The 16,002-nt window shown below is 61.9% G+C and carries 14 protein-coding genes; 9 read left to right on the top strand and 5 right to left on the bottom strand.

What is annotated here, in order from left to right:
• Positions 1 to 8: 8 nt before the first annotated feature.
• Positions 9 to 389, top strand: a complete 381-nt coding sequence (locus tag O3301_RS16920; RefSeq protein ID WP_305056943.1) for a hypothetical protein — start codon at positions 9 to 11, stop codon at positions 387 to 389.
• Here O3301_RS16920 and O3301_RS16915 read toward each other — a convergent pair.
• Entirely contained in the window at positions 386 to 991 is a 606-nt protein-coding gene (locus O3301_RS16915) for a glutathione S-transferase family protein (RefSeq protein ID WP_305056942.1), read from the bottom strand. The genes O3301_RS16920 and O3301_RS16915 overlap by 4 nt on opposite strands.
• A gap of 131 nt (positions 992 to 1,122) precedes the next feature.
• Here O3301_RS16915 and O3301_RS16910 point away from each other — a divergent pair, with 131 nt between their 5' ends.
• Entirely contained in the window at positions 1,123 to 2,475 is a 1,353-nt protein-coding gene (locus O3301_RS16910; RefSeq protein WP_305056941.1) for a TAXI family TRAP transporter solute-binding subunit, read from the top strand.
• A 13-nt stretch (positions 2,476 to 2,488) separates the two neighbouring features.
• On the opposite strand, the gene O3301_RS16905 is transcribed toward O3301_RS16910, so the two are convergent.
• The 3 genes from O3301_RS16905 to O3301_RS16895 are packed head-to-tail and all read right to left on the bottom strand — an operon-like array spanning position 2,489 to position 3,380.
• A complete protein-coding gene (locus O3301_RS16905; RefSeq protein ID WP_251349794.1) occupies positions 2,489 to 2,773 on the bottom strand; it encodes a helix-turn-helix domain-containing protein in 285 nt (94 codons plus the stop codon).
• On the bottom strand, positions 2,770 to 2,934 hold the full coding sequence (locus O3301_RS16900) for a hypothetical protein (protein ID WP_305056940.1): 165 nt from the start codon (positions 2,932 to 2,934) through the stop codon (positions 2,770 to 2,772). The genes O3301_RS16905 and O3301_RS16900 overlap by 4 nt, the downstream gene beginning before the upstream one ends.
• Positions 2,919 to 3,380: a rhodanese-like domain-containing protein gene (locus tag O3301_RS16895; RefSeq protein WP_305056939.1), complete on the bottom strand. Its 462-nt coding sequence runs from the start codon at positions 3,378 to 3,380 to the stop codon at positions 2,919 to 2,921. Before O3301_RS16895 ends, O3301_RS16900 begins: the two co-directional genes overlap by 16 nt.
• 386 nt (positions 3,381 to 3,766) lie before the next feature.
• Here O3301_RS16895 and glnA point away from each other — a divergent pair, with 386 nt between their 5' ends.
• From glnA to O3301_RS16860, 7 genes are all read left to right on the top strand, one after another.
• Positions 3,767 to 5,182, top strand: coding sequence for a type I glutamate--ammonia ligase (gene glnA, locus O3301_RS16890; protein WP_070219258.1), 1,416 nt, complete (start codon positions 3,767 to 3,769; stop codon positions 5,180 to 5,182).
• 183 nt (positions 5,183 to 5,365) lie between these two features.
• Positions 5,366 to 5,848 (top strand): DUF4124 domain-containing protein, encoded by a 483-nt coding sequence (locus O3301_RS16885; RefSeq protein ID WP_099668212.1) that lies wholly within the window; start codon positions 5,366 to 5,368, stop codon positions 5,846 to 5,848.
• A 5-nt stretch (positions 5,849 to 5,853) separates the two neighbouring features.
• Positions 5,854 to 6,942: a nitrogen regulation protein NR(II) gene (glnL, locus tag O3301_RS16880; protein ID WP_305056938.1), complete on the top strand. Its 1,089-nt coding sequence runs from the start codon at positions 5,854 to 5,856 to the stop codon at positions 6,940 to 6,942.
• A gap of 48 nt (positions 6,943 to 6,990) precedes the next feature.
• Positions 6,991 to 8,481, top strand: coding sequence for a nitrogen regulation protein NR(I) (gene ntrC, locus O3301_RS16875; RefSeq protein ID WP_289906349.1), 1,491 nt, complete (start codon positions 6,991 to 6,993; stop codon positions 8,479 to 8,481).
• 139 nt (positions 8,482 to 8,620) lie between these two features.
• Positions 8,621 to 9,586 (top strand): magnesium/cobalt transporter CorA, encoded by a 966-nt coding sequence (gene corA / locus O3301_RS16870; RefSeq protein ID WP_034760218.1) that lies wholly within the window; start codon positions 8,621 to 8,623, stop codon positions 9,584 to 9,586.
• A 134-nt stretch (positions 9,587 to 9,720) separates the two neighbouring features.
• Positions 9,721 to 11,094, top strand: a complete 1,374-nt coding sequence (locus tag O3301_RS16865) for a GAF domain-containing sensor histidine kinase (protein ID WP_099665309.1) — start codon at positions 9,721 to 9,723, stop codon at positions 11,092 to 11,094.
• Positions 11,095 to 11,523: 429 nt separating this feature from the next.
• On the top strand, positions 11,524 to 14,223 hold the full coding sequence (locus O3301_RS16860) for a TonB-dependent siderophore receptor (protein WP_305056937.1): 2,700 nt from the start codon (positions 11,524 to 11,526) through the stop codon (positions 14,221 to 14,223).
• A 79-nt stretch (positions 14,224 to 14,302) separates the two neighbouring features.
• On the opposite strand, the gene O3301_RS16855 is transcribed toward O3301_RS16860, so the two are convergent.
• Complete coding sequence (locus O3301_RS16855) at positions 14,303 to 15,934, bottom strand: NAD(P)/FAD-dependent oxidoreductase (RefSeq protein ID WP_289913310.1); 1,632 nt, start codon at positions 15,932 to 15,934, stop codon at positions 14,303 to 14,305.
• Between the last annotated feature and the right edge of the window lie 68 nt (positions 15,935 to 16,002).

Genomic DNA, 16,002 nt, shown 5'->3' with positions numbered 1-16,002 from the left:
AAGAATCCATGGAAAGAACACAGCAGATCTTTGCGCAATATCACCGTTTTGACGATGGCGCGCTCGTATCATTTGAGCAAGCATATGGACCCCGAGGCGTGCAGAGCGTGCGCATCGTGTTGTGCGCGAGGAATCATGAACTGGAGGGCAACATCTGGCGCAAAGTCGCCATCACGGTGGGTGACGTGCGGGAATTGATGATGAAGACGCCGGGCAACTTCATCAACCGCATCTGCTGCGGCGTGAAGCTGTTGCGCTTTGGCGACGTGTGGTGTGTCGATATCGACGGCACGTATGCGCACGACGAGCCGGCGACCCTGGAGGAAGTGCGCCGCGATGGCGATTGCTACGTCATCGGCGGCACGGTCGAGGCAATCGAACTGGATTAACCGGCAAACACGGCCGTTTTACCTTCCAGGCGCGCGTGATACGCGGTGATGGCCGGATACTCGGGGCGCTGCATGGGCGCCATCAGCCAGCGCTTGACGGACAGGCCCAGCACGATATCCGCCAAGGTAAATTGCTCGCCGCACACATACGCGCCCGTGCGCTGCAACTGCTGTTCCAGCACGCCCATCATCTTGTTCCATCCGGCAATACCTGCCGCCAGTTGGGCCGCATCCTGATGTGCCGGGCTGTGGCGCACCAGCGACATGAAGGCGTAGCGCCAGCTATTGTTGAGGTCACCCATTTGCCAGTCCATCCATTTTTCCACTTCCGCGCGGGCGCGGGGATTACTCGGCAGCAAGTCGTCGCGGCCCGCCTGCGCGCACAGGTAGCGGCATATCGTGTTCGATTCCCACAGCACCAGGTCGCCATCGAGCAGCACGGGCACCATTGCGTTCGGGTTCAGGGCCAGGAAGGCCGGGTCGTCCGTGGCGCGAAAGCCGCTGCCCCAGTCTTCGCGTTCGTACGGCAGGTCGAGTTCCTCGCACGTCCACAAGACTTTGCGGACATTGATCGAGGCGGCTTTTCCAAGAATTTTCAGCATGCAGGGCTCCCGAGGGCAGGTGGTCGATCCAGCACTGTAGCCGAATTGGCCACGCCATGCATGTGAAAGTGCCTTGCATAGTTGCGCTTTTCTTGGCATCGTAGCCACCCATGAAACCTATGCGCCACCACATGTCCAAAATCCTCGCGTTCAGCCGCTTTTCCGTGCGCGATTTCCTCGCCACCGCCGGTCCCACCTTGCTGCTGGTCGGCGCGTTTTGCGCGCTCGCTTACTGGCTGGTCGACCCGGCGCCGCCGCGCAAGGTAACCCTGTCGACAGGGCAGGACAATAGCGCCTACGAAGAGTTCGGCAAGAAGTACGCGGCCACCCTGGCCAGGCACGGCATCAAGGTGACCTTGCAGCCGTCGCTGGGCTCGCAGGAAAACCTGCAGCGTTTGAATGCGGGCAAGACCGATATCGCCTTCGTGCAAAGTGGCTCGACGGAACACGAAGATGCCGAGCGCCATGGCCTCATCTCCCTGGGCAGCCTGTTTACGGAACCCGTCTGGCTGTTCATGCGCGAAGACAAGGCCGTGACGGAGCTGACGCAATTGAAGGGCATGAAGATCAACCTGGGGCCGGAAGGCACGGGCGTGCCCGGCCTGTTCCGGCAGTTGCTGTCCGTCAATGGCGTGGAAGCCAAGGAACTGACGGTGAGCGACTTGCAGAACACGCCCGCCACGGTGGAACTGCTGGAAGGGCGCATCGACGGTCTCGTGTTCAGCTCGGCGCCGGAAGCGCCGCTGATCCAGATGCTGCTGCAAACGCCGGGCATCAAGCTGTTTGATTTTTCGCAAGCGGAGGCGTACACGCGGCGCCTGCCTTTCCTCACGCATGTCGTTTTGCCGCGTGGCATCGTCGACCTGGGGCAAAACATTCCCGCGCAGGATTATCACCTGATCGCACCGACGGCCACCCTGGTCGCGCGCGAAGACTTGCATCCGGCCCTGGTCGACCTGTTCGTGCAGGCGGCGGCCGGGATCCATGGCGGCACGGGCTGGTTCCAGCAGCAGGGGCAGTTCCCGTCCGCGCGCTACACGGAAATTCCCGTGGCGCCGGAAGCGTTGAAATTCTACAAGGATGGCGCGCCCGTGTTGCAGCGTTACATGAGTTTCTGGCTGGCCAATTTCTTTGACCGCATGTGGGTGCTGGTGGTGGCGCTGGGCGCCCTGATCCTGCCCCTGTCGCGCGTCGTGCCGCCCCTGTACGTGTGGCGCATCCGTTCGCGCGTGTACCGCTGGTATGGCCAGCTGCGCACGGTGGAGCAGGCGCTGGAAGACGTGCCGGAAGGGCAGCGCGCGCACGTGTATGCGGAACAATTGAAACGGCTCGACCAGATCGAGGAAATGGTCAACCAGATATCGATTCCCCTGTCGTTTGCCGATGGCTTGTATGGCTTGCGCAGCCACATCAATTTCGTGCGCAAGCGCATATTGACTCTGATGGGCGAGCATCCGGCCGCGGAGGCGGCCGAGCCGGCCTGAGCGCTTAACCCGCTTAAACGAGGGTGATCGACAGCTTGCGCCCGAGCAGCGCGGCGGCCCGTTCCAGGGTGGAGAGGGTCACGTCGCTGCTGGGGTCGAGCAGGCGGTCGAGTTGCGAACGGCTCGTCTGCAGCAGCGCCGCCATGCGCGTCTTCGACAGCGATTGTTCCTGCATGGCCTGCGTCAGTTGCCACGCGATCACTTCCTTGATGGCGCGGGTTTGCGTTTGCTCAAAGATGCCTTCTTCCTTGAGGAAGTCGTCGAGACTGCTGCCGAGGTGGGGAGCGGTGGCGTTCATGTCAATTCCTTGTGGCGTTTGCGGGCCAGCGCCAGGTCGTCGTCCGGCGTGGCAAAAGCGGGCGCACATGGATGGTTGTAGCCGATGGCGGACCGCATGGTGGCCCGCCAGATCAAACACTGTTCAGATAATTCGGCGGCCAGCGTCAGGCGCCCAGCCACGGCAAGCCCGCCTTGCACCAGCCGCCGATCTGCTTGCGGTGGCCGTCGGCGTCCTTGTCGCCCTCGAAGCCTTCGAGGATGTCGAAGCAGTTGATATAGCCGTGTTCGGTCGCCAGCTTGGCCGCATGGCGCGAACGCACGCCGGAGCGGCACAGGAACAGCAGCACCTCATCCTTGCCGGTCTGGGCCGCCAGTTGTGCGAGGAAGTCGGGATTCGGCACGCCGCCCGGATACGTGGCCCACTGCACCGCACCATGCTGGGTATCGGCGATGTCGACCCGGCCCACCCAGTCGCGCTCGGCAGTCGTGCGCACATCGATGAGCTTGACGGCGGCATCGCCTTGCAGCAAGTCATACGCTTCCTGCGGCGTGACGGCGCCGGCATACGGCGTACCTTCATTGGCCCGGCTGCGGGCGGTGGTCAGGATGTCGGCGGCGGTGGTCATGGCGTCCTCGATGAAAGTGGGCAGGTGTGTGTACGATTATAGTGCGCCGTCCGCGCCCCGCAAACGGGAATCCATGGTGCACGGCGCATGCACCACAAGGAGGCATTTTTCGGTAATCCGCACAAAATGCACGATAATGGTGCGTTCTTCGTTTTTTGCACTTGCTTAGTGCATTCTTGATTTGACGCAAACGCGTGTCAAAATCGCGGGCAGGAAAACTTTCACGGGGATGGCAGTCATTTTGTTGCCGGCACCAGGGGGCTCCGGGAGCTGGCATGGAATCTGCTATGATCCTTATGAGTTTTGGTGGCACGCAATGTTTGCTTCGCTTCATCAGCCCAGACGCACTAAGGTCGGCTCACCCCACATTCATTTAGGAGATACGCATGGCAATGACAGCCGCAGAAGTCTTGAAGATGGTAGAAGAAAACGAAGTCAAATTCGTTGATTTCCGCTTTGCCGATACCCGTGGTAAAGAGCAGCACGTGACGGTTCCCGTGTCGCACTTCGACATGGACAAATTCGAGTCGGGCCACGCCTTTGACGGTTCTTCGATCGCTGGCTGGAAAGGCATTGAAGCGTCCGACATGATCTTGTTGCCGGATCCAAACACGGCCAATATCGACCCGTTCATGGAAGAAACGACCCTGTTCATGCAGTGCGACGTGATCGAACCGTCGGACGGCAAGGGCTACGACCGCGACCCGCGCTCGATCGCGAAACGCGCCGAAGCCTATCTGAAATCGTCGGGCATGGGCGACACCGCCTACTTCGGCCCTGAGCCGGAATTCTTCATCTTCGACAGCGTGCGCTGGAAGATCGACATGTCGGGCTGCTTCGTCAAGATCGGTTCGGACGAAGGTTCGTGGTCGACCGGCAAGGACATCGAAGGCGGCAACAGCGGCCACCGTCCTACCGTCAAGGGCGGCTATTTCCCAGTGCCACCAGTGGACAGCTTCCAGGACATGCGTTCGGAAATGTGCCTGATCTTGGAATCGCTGGGCATCCCGGTTGAGGTACATCATCACGAAGTGGCCGGCGCCGGTCAAAATGAAATCGGCACCAAGTTCTCGACCCTGGTCGAGCGCGCCGACTGGACGCAAAACCTGAAATATGTGGTGTGGAACGTGGCGCACAGCTATGGCAAGACCGCCACCTTCATGCCGAAACCTATCGTTGGCGACAACGGTTCGGGCATGCACGTGCATCAATCCGTATGGAAAGATGGCAAAAACCTGTTCGCCGGCGACGGCTATGCCGGCCTGTCCGATTTCGCCCTGTACTACATCGGCGGCATCATCAAGCACGCCAAGGCACTGAACGCGATCACGAATCCGGGCACCAACTCGTACAAGCGTCTGGTACCAGGCTACGAAGCTCCAGTGAAACTGGCGTACTCGGCGAAAAACCGTTCCGCCTCGATCCGTATCCCGCACGTGGCCAATCCAAAAGGCCGCCGCGTCGAAGCGCGCTTCCCGGATCCACTGGCGAACCCGTACCTGTGCTTCGCCGCACTGCTGATGGCCGGCCTGGACGGCGTTGCCAACAAGATCCATCCGGGCGAAGCCGCCTCGAAAGATCTGTACCATCTGCCGCCGGAAGAAGATGCACTGATCCCGACCGTGTGCGCTTCGCTGGAAGAAGCACTGGAAGCCCTGGACAAGGACCGCGAGTTCCTGACCCGTGGCGGCGTGTTCAGCGATTCCATGATCGACGCTTACCTGGAACTGAAAATGCAGGACGTACAGCGCATGCGCATGACCACGCATCCTGCCGAGTTCGACATGTACTACTCGCTGTAATGGCGCCACGCCGGCAATGTGCCGGTGGTGAATAAAAAACGCGGGTGAGGCGATGGTCTTGCCCGCGTTTTTTTATGCAAGGCGCCAAGGCGGTGACAGTGCGGTGTTGTATAGTCGGCCCAGGAACGATGCGGCACGAGCCGACAGGAGTGAAGATTGACCAAGCATTACAGAATGGCGCTGATGGCAGGATTGCTGGGCGCGGCGGCACAGGCGCACGGGCAGCTGTATGTGTGCGCCGATGCGCAAGGACACAAGACGTACACGGACAGGAGTGCTGGCAAACATTGCCAGCTGCTCGATTTGCCGGGCGCCATGACGGAGCCGCCACGCAGGACGGCGCCGCTGGCCGGTGCGCCGGTACGGCCTGCCCTGCAGGCAGCGGCCACCGCGGCGCCTGCCGCCGGCGCGTTTCCCAAGGTCGATGGCGCCGAGCAGCGCGCGCGCGACCTGGACCGGCGCCAGATCCTGCAGGACGAATTGCGCAGCGAAGAGCAGAAACTGGCGGCGCAGCGCCTGGAATTTAACGGCGGCCAGCCCGAGCGCCAGGGCAATGAGCGCAACTACGCGAAATACCAGGAAAGAGTGGCGCAGTTGAAGGACAACATTAGCCGGACACAGCAAAACGTCGAGGCCCTGAAACGCGAGATCGCGAATATCCGGTAAAGCACATGACACTAGACAACCATTCCAGCCGTCCCGCCCACCTGGCCGGCCTTGATTTGCTGGCCTCGGCCGTGATCCTGCTCGATGGCGACGGCCGCATCAGCTACGCCAACGCGGCGGCGGAAAACCTGCTGGAAAGTTCCCTGAAAGCCCTGTCGCGGCAAAAACTGACGGCGCTGTTCCTCAATCCCGACGAGCTGGCCGGCATTTGCGCGCAGGCGCTCGAACACAAGTTTTCCGACCTGCGCCAGGACCTGAGCCTGGAGCGCCTGGGGCGCGAGCCGCTGCGCGTGCACAGCATCGTCAGCGCGCTCGACGCGCCGCGCGACGGCGTGCTGATCGAGCTGCGCGAGAACGTGCAGCAGTTAAAGCTCGACCGCGAGGAGCGCATCCTCGACCAGAGCCAGGTCAACAAGGAGCTGATCCGCAACCTGGCGCATGAAATCAAGAACCCGCTGGGCGGCATCCGCGGCGCGGCCCAGCTGCTGGAACTGGAATTGCCGGCCCTGCACCTGAGCGAACTGCGCGAATACACGCAAGTCATCATCAAGGAAGCGGACCGCCTGCAAACCCTGGTCGACCGCCTGCTGGCGCCGCACCGCCGTCCGCACATCGTGGGCGACGTGAATATCCACGAAGTGTGCGAAAGGGTCCGCAGCCTGATCCTGGCCGAATTCCCCAGCGGCCTGATCATTGCGCGCGATTACGATGCTTCGATCCCCGAGTTTCGCGGCGACAAGGAACAATTGATACAGACCGTGCTCAATATCGCGCACAACGCGGCGCAGGCCCTGGCCGAGCGCATCGAGGCGGGCGATGCGGAGCTGATTTTCAAGACGCGCGTGGCGCGCCAGGTGACCCTGGCCAAGGTCCGTTACGGCCTGGCATTAGACTTGCATATCATTGACAATGGACCGGGCATCGCACCCCAGATCCGCGACCGGATTTTCTACCCGCTGGTGTCGGGCAGGGAAGGCGGCAGCGGGCTGGGACTGACCTTGGCGCAAACCTTCGTGCAACAGCACCTGGGCGTGATCGAGTGCGAAAGCCGGCCTGGATACACCGATTTCAGGATCGTTCTACCCTTGCCATAAGCGAGGAGGTATCCCACCCATGAAATCCATTGCGGGACGCACACACTAATGAAGCCAATCTGGATAGTTGACGACGACGAATCAATCCGCTGGGTGCTGGAAAAAGCCCTGGCGCGGGAAAATCTCGCCACCAAGAGTTTTGCCAATGCGCGCGACGCCATCGCCGCACTGGAATTTGACACGCCGCAAGTGCTCGTGTCCGATATCCGCATGCCGGGCGCCTCCGGCCTGGAATTGTTGCAGACGGTCAAGTCGCGCTTTCCTGGCTTGCCTGTCATCATCATCACGGCCTTTTCCGACCTCGATTCGGCCGTCGCAGCCTTCCAGGGCGGCGCCTTCGAATACCTGGCCAAGCCCTTCGACATCGACAAGGCTGTCGAGCTGATCCGCCGCGCGCTGGAAGAAAGCCTGCGCGAGACCAGCGTCGAGTCGGGGCCGTCGGAAACGCCGGAAATCCTCGGCCAGGCGCCAGCCATGCAGGAAGTCTTCCGCGCCATCGGCCGCCTGTCGCAATCGAACGTGACGGTGCTCATCACGGGCGAATCCGGTTCCGGCAAGGAACTCGTGGCGCGCGCGCTGCACAAGCACAGCCCGCGCGCGGCGCAGCCGTTCATCGCCCTCAACACGGCGGCGATCCCGAAGGATTTGCTGGAATCGGAACTGTTCGGGCATGAACGGGGGGCGTTTACGGGCGCCCAGACGACGCGCCGGGGCCGCTTCGAGCAAGCGGAGAACGGCACCCTGTTCCTCGATGAAATCGGCGACATGCCGTTCGACCTGCAGACGCGCTTGCTGCGCGTGTTGTCCGACGGCCATTTCTATCGTGTCGGCGGCCATCAGCCCATGAAGGCGAACGTGCGCGTCATTACGGCCACGCACCAGAACCTCGAGCAGCGCGTGCGCGACGGCCTGTTCCGCGAAGACTTGTATCACCGGCTGAACGTGATCCGTTTGCGCCTGCCCAGTTTGCGGGAGCGGCGCGAGGATATCCCCATCCTGGTGCGCCACTTCCTGGTGCAAAGCGCACGCCAGTTGGGCGTGGAAGCCAAACGCATGAGCGAACCGACGATGCAGTTCCTCAGCAGCCTCGATTTGCCCGGCAATGTGCGCCAGCTGGAAAACCTGTGCAACTGGATCACCGTCATGGCGCCGGGCCAGACGGTGGAAATCAAGGACTTGCCGCTGGAATTGACGCAGGGGCAGGGCGACGGTGCCGCCACTGCGGCGGCGGGCGAGCCTGCGCCGGCGGTCGTTGCCCATGTGCATGGTGGCCAGGTCTTCGAGGCGGCCGCGCCCGCCAACGGCGCGCCGCCGGGCTGGATTGGTTTGCTGGAATTGCAGGCGGCCGGCATGCTGGGTGCGGGACAGCAGGAAGTCATGGCCGTGCTGGGACGCCAGTTCGAGTCGGCCCTGATCAAGACGGCGCTCAAGCATACGCATGGGCGCAAGAACGATGCCGCCGTGCGCCTGGGCATCGGCCGCAACACCATCACCCGCAAGATCTCGGAACTGGGCATCGACGGCGCCAAGGACGATTGATGCAGGTCAGGACGGGGGCTCCCCCGTCCGCTTTTCCACGCGGCGTCCCTCGCACGCCACAACACGCACTGCAGGCGATAAGGTAAGCTGGCGCCTGCCGGACTGTTTCGTCCGGTGTTAACTTGAACTGTGGAATAGCATGCTCATAAACTGCGTGGCCTACCAAGATGGCAAAAAACTGGCCGACTTGCCGATCGACGACATCAGCGATTACGTCGAGCGCCCCGATTGTTTCGTCTGGGTCGCCCTGCTCGACGCCACGCCGGACGAGCTGAAACAGATGCAGCACGAGTTTTGCCTGCACGAACTGGCGGTGGAAGACGCGCAGCGGGGCCACCAGCGCCCGAAGATCGAGGAATATGGCGATTCCCTGTTTGCCGTCGTGAAAACCGTGGAAATGGTCGAAAACGAACTGGTGCTGGGCGAAGTCGACATTTTCGTGGGCGCCAATTACGTGCTTTCGTCGCGCAGTAACAGCTCGCAAGGTTTCCTCGGCGTGCGCGCGCGTGCCGAGCGCGAACCGCATCTGCTGCGCCAGGGCTCGGCCTTCGTGCTGTACGCGCTGATGGACGCCGTCGTCGACCGTTACTTTCCCGTCCTCGACGCGCTGGAATCGGAGCTGGAACTGATCGAAGACCGCATCTTCGACCGTGGCACCGAGCGCGACAATATCGAACGGCTGTATCAATTGAAACGCAAGGTCATGGTCTTGCGCCACGTGGTGGCGCCCCTGATGGAAGCGGTGGGCAAGCTGCACGGCGGGCGCGTGCCGCCCCTGTGCCACGATACCCAGGAGTATTTCCGCGACGTGCACGATCACCTGGCGCGCATCAATGGCACGCTCGACACCATCCGCGACACCATCAGCACGGCGATCCAGGTGAATCTGTCGATGGTGGCCATCGACGAGAGCGAAGTGAACAAGCAATTGGCGGCCTGGGCGGCCATCTTCGCCGTGTTTACGGCGTTTGCCGGCATCTGGGGCATGAACTTCAAGTTCATGCCGGAGCTGGACTGGCATTATGGCTATCCGGCCGCCGTGGCAGTGATGAGCTGTGTCTGCGGTTATATGTATTACTTGTTCAAGCGTTCCGGCTGGCTGTAAAAAATTCCTGTGTATCTGTATTATTAAGCAATAGCCAGGGGTACAATCGCGGCAGGTCCGCTGGGGTGGGCCATGGCTGAGAGTCGCCGCGCCGGCAGGTGTGCCTGCGCTTCCGGTGCCGTGCAGGAGCATTCATGAGTATTCCGTTGTTTGATGTGAATTCGCAAGAACCCCTGTTCGATGCCGAGCAGCGGCGCACCCTGGCGGAAGCGGCCCTGCGCTCGATTACCGCCTCGACGGCGCACGCCCGGGGCGACGACTTCCTGCGCATCCTCGTCAAGGACCTGGCCGAAGCGCTCGACGTGCACTATGTGATCGCCGGACGCCTGGTGCGCCTGGAAGATGGCAGCGAAGGCATCCGCACCCTCGCCCTGTGGGGCGGCGACGGTTACCAGCCGAATATCGAATACAGCCTGCAGCACACGCCATGCCAGGACGTGACGTGCCAGAGCATGTGTTTTCATGGCAGCGATATCCAGCGTCGCTTTCCATTCGATACCCTCCTCGTCGACATGCAGGCGGAAAGCTATGTCGGCATGCCGCTGATCGACACCGATGGCAAGACCCTGGGCATCCTGTCGGCCATCGACACGCGGCCCATCGATGAAAACAAGCGCTTGCTGGCGCTGCTGCTGCTGTCGATCTTCTCGGCCCGCGGCGCGGCCGAGCTGCAGCACCAGGAGCGCACCCAGCAGCTGGAAGAAATCGTGCGCGTGCGCACCGAATCGCTGCTGGCGGCGCAGGCCAACCTGATCGAGCAAGAGCAGATGGCGGCCCTCGGTTCGCTGGTGGCCGGTGTCTCGCATGAAGTCAACACGCCCATCGGCGTGGCGTTGACGGCCGCGTCGAGCATGGGCAGCTATGCCGACCAGCTGGTGCAGCTGCTGGGCGGCGCCAAGGTCAGCCGTGCCGAACTGATCGACATTGCCGAGTCGCTCAAGGGAGCGGCCGCCTTGATCGAGCGCAACCTGGCGCGCGCCGCCGACCTGATCGGCAATTTCAAGCAACTGGCCGTGGACCAGGTCAGCGAATACGTGGCCGACCTGGCGCTGCACGACTATGTGCACGGCCTGGTGTCGGCGCACAGCCCGGAATTGCGCAAGGCGGCGCTGGGCGTGGAACTCGATATCGCGCCCGATTGCCAGGTGCGCCTGGCGGCCGGCAAGCTGTCGCAAATCCTCTCGAACCTGCTGATGAACAGCGCCCGCCATGGCTATCCGCAGGGCGGACCGGGGCGCATCACGATACGCGCGCGCATCGAGGAGGATGACACCGACGCGGCTGCGCGCTGGCTGCTGCTCGATTTTTCCGACGACGGCATCGGCCTGGCGCCGGCCGTGCGCGAACATATGTTCGAACCGTTCTTCACTACCAAGCGGGGCCAGGGCGGCTCCGGTCTGGGCATGCACATCGTCTACACCATCGTGCAGCAACTGGGCGGCCAGGTGTGCGCCATCGACAGCACGCCCGGCTGTCATATACAGATCAGGCTGCCGCTGGCCAGCTGACCACGGCTGCGCTGTACGCTATCTTTGGGTGGCATACCTGCCTGACTTCTATTTTTTTTCACAATGTTGTATGTATGCTATACGCGACGTGAGTTCTGTTGACACCAAGAATATCGCCGTGATTCTATGTAGTTGTCTAGCTAACTTTCAGTTGGCTGGCCTCGGCTGTTGCGCCGACATCGTGGTTCGCCTTCCCTCATGCGGGAGCGGGGCTGGCACACTGTCGAACGCGCGGTGCAGGAATAGTACCTTTAGGAGAGTGGATGCAGTCCGGATAGCAGCTTTGTTGCTTACATAATGCAAAAATGAAAAGGGTTCGTCATGCTTAAAGAAACCGTCATCTCCCGTGCCGTTCGCATTGTCTGTGCCGGTGGCATGGCAGCGGCTTTGTCCCTTGCCTCGCAGTCTGCGGTGGCTCAAGATGCGCAGATGCAGCGCGTGGAAGTCACTGGCTCGTCGATCAAGCGCATCGCCGCCGAAGGTGCCTTGCCCGTCACCGTGTTGACCGCCGAAGCCATCCGCACCTCGGGCGCCACCTCGGTCACAGACCTGGTCAAGAAACTCTCTTCCGCCCAGGGGGCGACGACGGAAAGTTCTTCGGTCGGGGGCAGCACCTTCGGTTTCTCCGGCATTTCCGTGCATAACGTGGGTGAGACGCGTACGCTCGTCTTGCTGAATGGCAAGCGCCTGGCCCAGTTCGGCGGCCAGACCCTGACCGGCTTTGCGGCCGGCTTCGACTTGAATTCCATCCCCATCTCGGCAATCGAACGTGTGGAACTGCTGACCGACGGCGCCTCCGCGCTGTATGGCGCCGACGCCATCGCCGGCGTGGTCAACTTCATTACCAAGCACGATACGACGATGGGCGATGTGAGCATCGGCTATTCCGCGCCCAAAAATGGTGCGCGTGAGAAACGTATCAGCGCCACCAAAGGTTTCGGCAATCTGGACGAAGATGGCTACAACGTGGTGCTGACCTTTGGCCATGATGAACGCGACAAGTTGACCTCGGTCGACCGCTCGTTCGCCAACACAGGCCAGGTGCAATTCTCGGCCAATGGCAAACGCTATCAGAAGCAGCAGTCTTCGGTCAGCCCGATTCCCGCCAACGCCGTTGATGACAATGGCCAGTTGATCAGTCCTTACCAAAAGCTGAACGGCTCCTGCCCCGCCAGGACTTTCCGCGTGCTTGAACCGTATGCAGACCCGGATGGCACCCCGCGCTTGAATGACTACTGCGGTTATGATTTTGTTAAGGACCTGGAGATCTATCCGGAACGCAAACGCGACAATTTCATGGCTTCGGGCACGTTCAAAGTCGCCGGTCACGAAGTGTATGCCGACGTACTCTTGTCGCGCACCAAGCAGACCTCGCGTATCGCCCCCGTGCCTGGCGAGATTTCCATCGATAAAGGGACGCCGTTGCATGACAAGTATTTGTTGCCAGTCGGTATAACCGGTGACAGCGTGGCGGCCTATCGCCTGTTCGACATGGGACAGCGCACCTCGAAGGATACGGCGGATTTCGCCAGCGTGGTGGTGGGCACGCGCGGCGTGGCTGCCGGCTGGGATTACAATGCCTCCTACAACTTCTCGGAAAGCCGCGTAAAAGGCAGTATTTCCGGTTATCCTGGCGCGATTGCCGTCAGCAACCTGACATCGAGCGGCTTGCTCGATCCCTTCGTCGGTCCGGGCAAGCAGTCGGCCGCAGCGCAGGAAGCCATCAAGGCGGCCGCCTTCACCGGCTACTGGGATGGCGGCACGTCGCGCTTGCAAACCATCAATTTGAATGGTTCGACGGAAATACGACGCCTGCCGGGCGGCGCCATGATGCTGGGCGTGGGCGCCAACATCAATCGCGAGGAATTCTCCTCCAAACCGAGCCCGTTTGCGCAGGGCATCCTGGCCGACCCAGTGAAGGGCACCTTGTGCGGCGGCACGGCGGGACTGGAGTGCGACCAGCGTTTCGGCGATGCCGCCAGCAGCAATCCGTACAGTGCCAGCCGCACCTCGAAGGGCGTGTTCAGCGAAATTATCGCGCCCGTGCTGAAGGAACTGGAACTGGGCGCGGCCCTGCGTTTCGATGAATTCTCGGACTTCGGCGGCGCCACTACGGCCAAGGCCAGCTTCAAGTGGACGCCGGCGCCCACCTTGCTGATCCGTGGTTCCGTTGGCAATGGTTTCCATGCGCCGACAGTGCCACAAGTCAACGCCCTGCAGCGCGGCTATGGCGTCACCAGCGACAATTACACGTGTACGCCGGCCCTGCAAGCGATTGCCACGCGCCTCAATGCCCAATGCCAGCCAGGCAACCACCAGTACGATCAGTTGGCCGGCGGTAACCGCAACTTGCAGCCAGAGAAGTCGAAACAGGCCACCCTGGGCTTCCGCTACGAGCCGATCAGCGCCATTACCCTGGGAGCCGACCTGTGGCATGTGCAGATCCGCGATTCCTTCGGTCAGCTGACGGAGCAGCTGGTGTTCGCCAATCCCGCAGCATTTCCGAAATCGTGGGGCGTGAATACGGACGTTGGTACGGGCAAGACCTACCTGGCCTTCCTGGCCGATAACCAGAACCTCGGTAAATCGTTCGCCACTGGCGTCGATATCGATATCAGCGCTCGATACCGCTCGGGTATCGGCCTGTTTACCTCGCAGTTGAATGCGACGCAGATGTTGCGCGAAGATATACAGCTGGAACGCGGTGGTCAGTATTATTCTGCGCTGGGTAACTTCGCCGAGCTCGGTACTGTCACCTTCCGCACGCGCGGCCAGTGGACGAATACTTTGAAAACAGGCAACTGGGCCAATTCGCTGACGGTTAACTTCCTGTCCGGCTACAAGGATCAGGAAACGACGGTCGATGTGCTCGACGCTTCCGGCGCCGTGACGGGCCAGGAAGATATCCGGATGCGGGTCGGGTTCTATTCGACGCTCGACTGGCAGACGGTGTGGACACCCAGCAAGAGCTGGGTTTTCACCGCAGGCGTGCTGAACCTGACCGACAAGAGCCCGCCATTCGTGCCATCGACGTCCGGCGCGAACCGCGGCCAGCAATTCGGCTATGACGACCGCTACTACGATCCGCGCGGCCGTACCGGCTACCTGAATGCCTCGTACAAGTTTTAATCGTCAGGTACAGGTATAAAAAAACCGGCACATGGTGCCGGTTTTTTTTCGTCCCGCCGCAGGGCGGGGACGGTGTGGCCTAGCCGCGCGCCGCCATCGACAGGGCCACCGCTTCGGCCACCTTGATGCCGTCGACGGCCGCCGACAGGATGCCGCCCGCATAGCCGGCGCCTTCGCCGGCGGGGAACAGGCCGCGCGTGTTCAGGCTTTGCAGGTCGTCGTCGCGGCGCTTGATGCGGATCGGCGACGAGGTGCGCGTTTCCACGCCCGTCAGCACGGCGTCGGCCTTGTAATAACCCTTGATTTGCTTGTTGAACGCAGGAAACGCTTCACGCAGCGCCGTGATCGCGTATTCGGGCAGCGAGGGCGCCAGGTCCGTCAGGTGCACGGCCGGCTTGTACGACGGCACCACGCTGCCAAATTCCGTCGAGGCGCGGCCAGCGACGAAATCGCCGACCAATTGCCCTGGAGCATCGTAGTTGCCGCCACCCAAGGCAAATGCGCGCTCTTCCAGTTCGCGCTGCAGGGCGATGCCGGCCAGCGGGTCGCCCGGATAGTCGGCCGGCGTGATGCCGACCACGATGGCGCTGTTGGCGTTGCGCTCGTTGCGCGAATACTGGCTCATGCCGTTCGTCACCAGGCGGCCCGGTTCCGAGGCGGCCGCCACCACCGTGCCGCCCGGGCACATGCAGAAGCTGTAGACGGAACGGCCATTGCTGGCGTGGTGCACGAGCTTGTAGTCGGCCGCGCCCAGGATCGGGTGGCCGGCGCTGGGGCCGAAGCGGCAGCTGTCGATCAGGGATTGCGGGTGTTCCACGCGGAAGCCTATCGAGAACGGTTTCGCTTCGATGTACACGCCGCGCTTGTGCAGCATTTCAAAGGTGTCGCGCGCGCTGTGGCCGATGGCCAGCACGACGTGGTTGCTGGCGATGGTTTCGCCATTGTCCAGCACCACGCCGCGCACCTGGCCGCCGTCGGCGCCTGGCACGATGTCGAGATCGACCACTTTGCTGCTGAAACGGTATTCGCCGCCCAGCCGCTCGATATTGGCGCGCATTTCTTCCACCATCTTGACCAGGCGGAAGGTGCCGATGTGCGGCTTGCTCACATACATGATTTCCTCGGGCGCGCCCGCCTTGACGAATTCCGTCAAGACCTTGCGGCCGTAGTGCTTGGGGTCCTTGATCTGGCTGTACAGCTTGCCGTCCGAGAAGGTGCCGGCGCCGCCTTCGCCGAACTGCACGTTCGATTCGGGATTGAGTTCGCGCTTGCGCCAGAAGCCGAAGGTGTCGACCGTGCGTTCGCGCACCTGCTTGCCCCGTTCCAGGATGAGGGGGCGCAAGCCCATCTGCGCCAGGATCAGCGCCACGAACAGGCCGCAGGGGCCCGTGCCGATGACGATGGGACGCGGTTCAGTGCTGTGTCCAGCCAGCTGTTCGCCACCGGCAACGAATTTATAGTCGGTGTCGGGCGCGGGCATCAGGTGGATGTCGTGGCTCAGGCGTGCCAGCACGGCCGCTTCGTTCTTGACGTCCACATGCAGCGAGTAAATCAACACCACGGCGCTGCGCTTGCGCGCGTCATAGCTGCGTTTGAAGACGGTAAAGCCGAGCAAATCGGCCGCGGCGATGCCCAGGCGCGCCAGGATGGCGGCGGGCAGGGCCGCTTCGTCGTGTTCGAGGGGGAGTTTTACTTCGTTGAGTCGCAACATGGTGTGTTTTTAAAAATTGCAGGGCTCCGTATCTAGCGGAGAGTGTGCGGTGCCGAGTGAGGGCATCA

Origin of the sequence: Janthinobacterium sp. SUN211 (assembly GCF_030587315.1) — a bacterium.
Classification (GTDB): Bacteria; Pseudomonadota; Gammaproteobacteria; order Burkholderiales; family Burkholderiaceae_D; genus Janthinobacterium; species Janthinobacterium kumbetense.
This window is presented reverse-complemented; position numbering and strand designations above follow the sequence as displayed.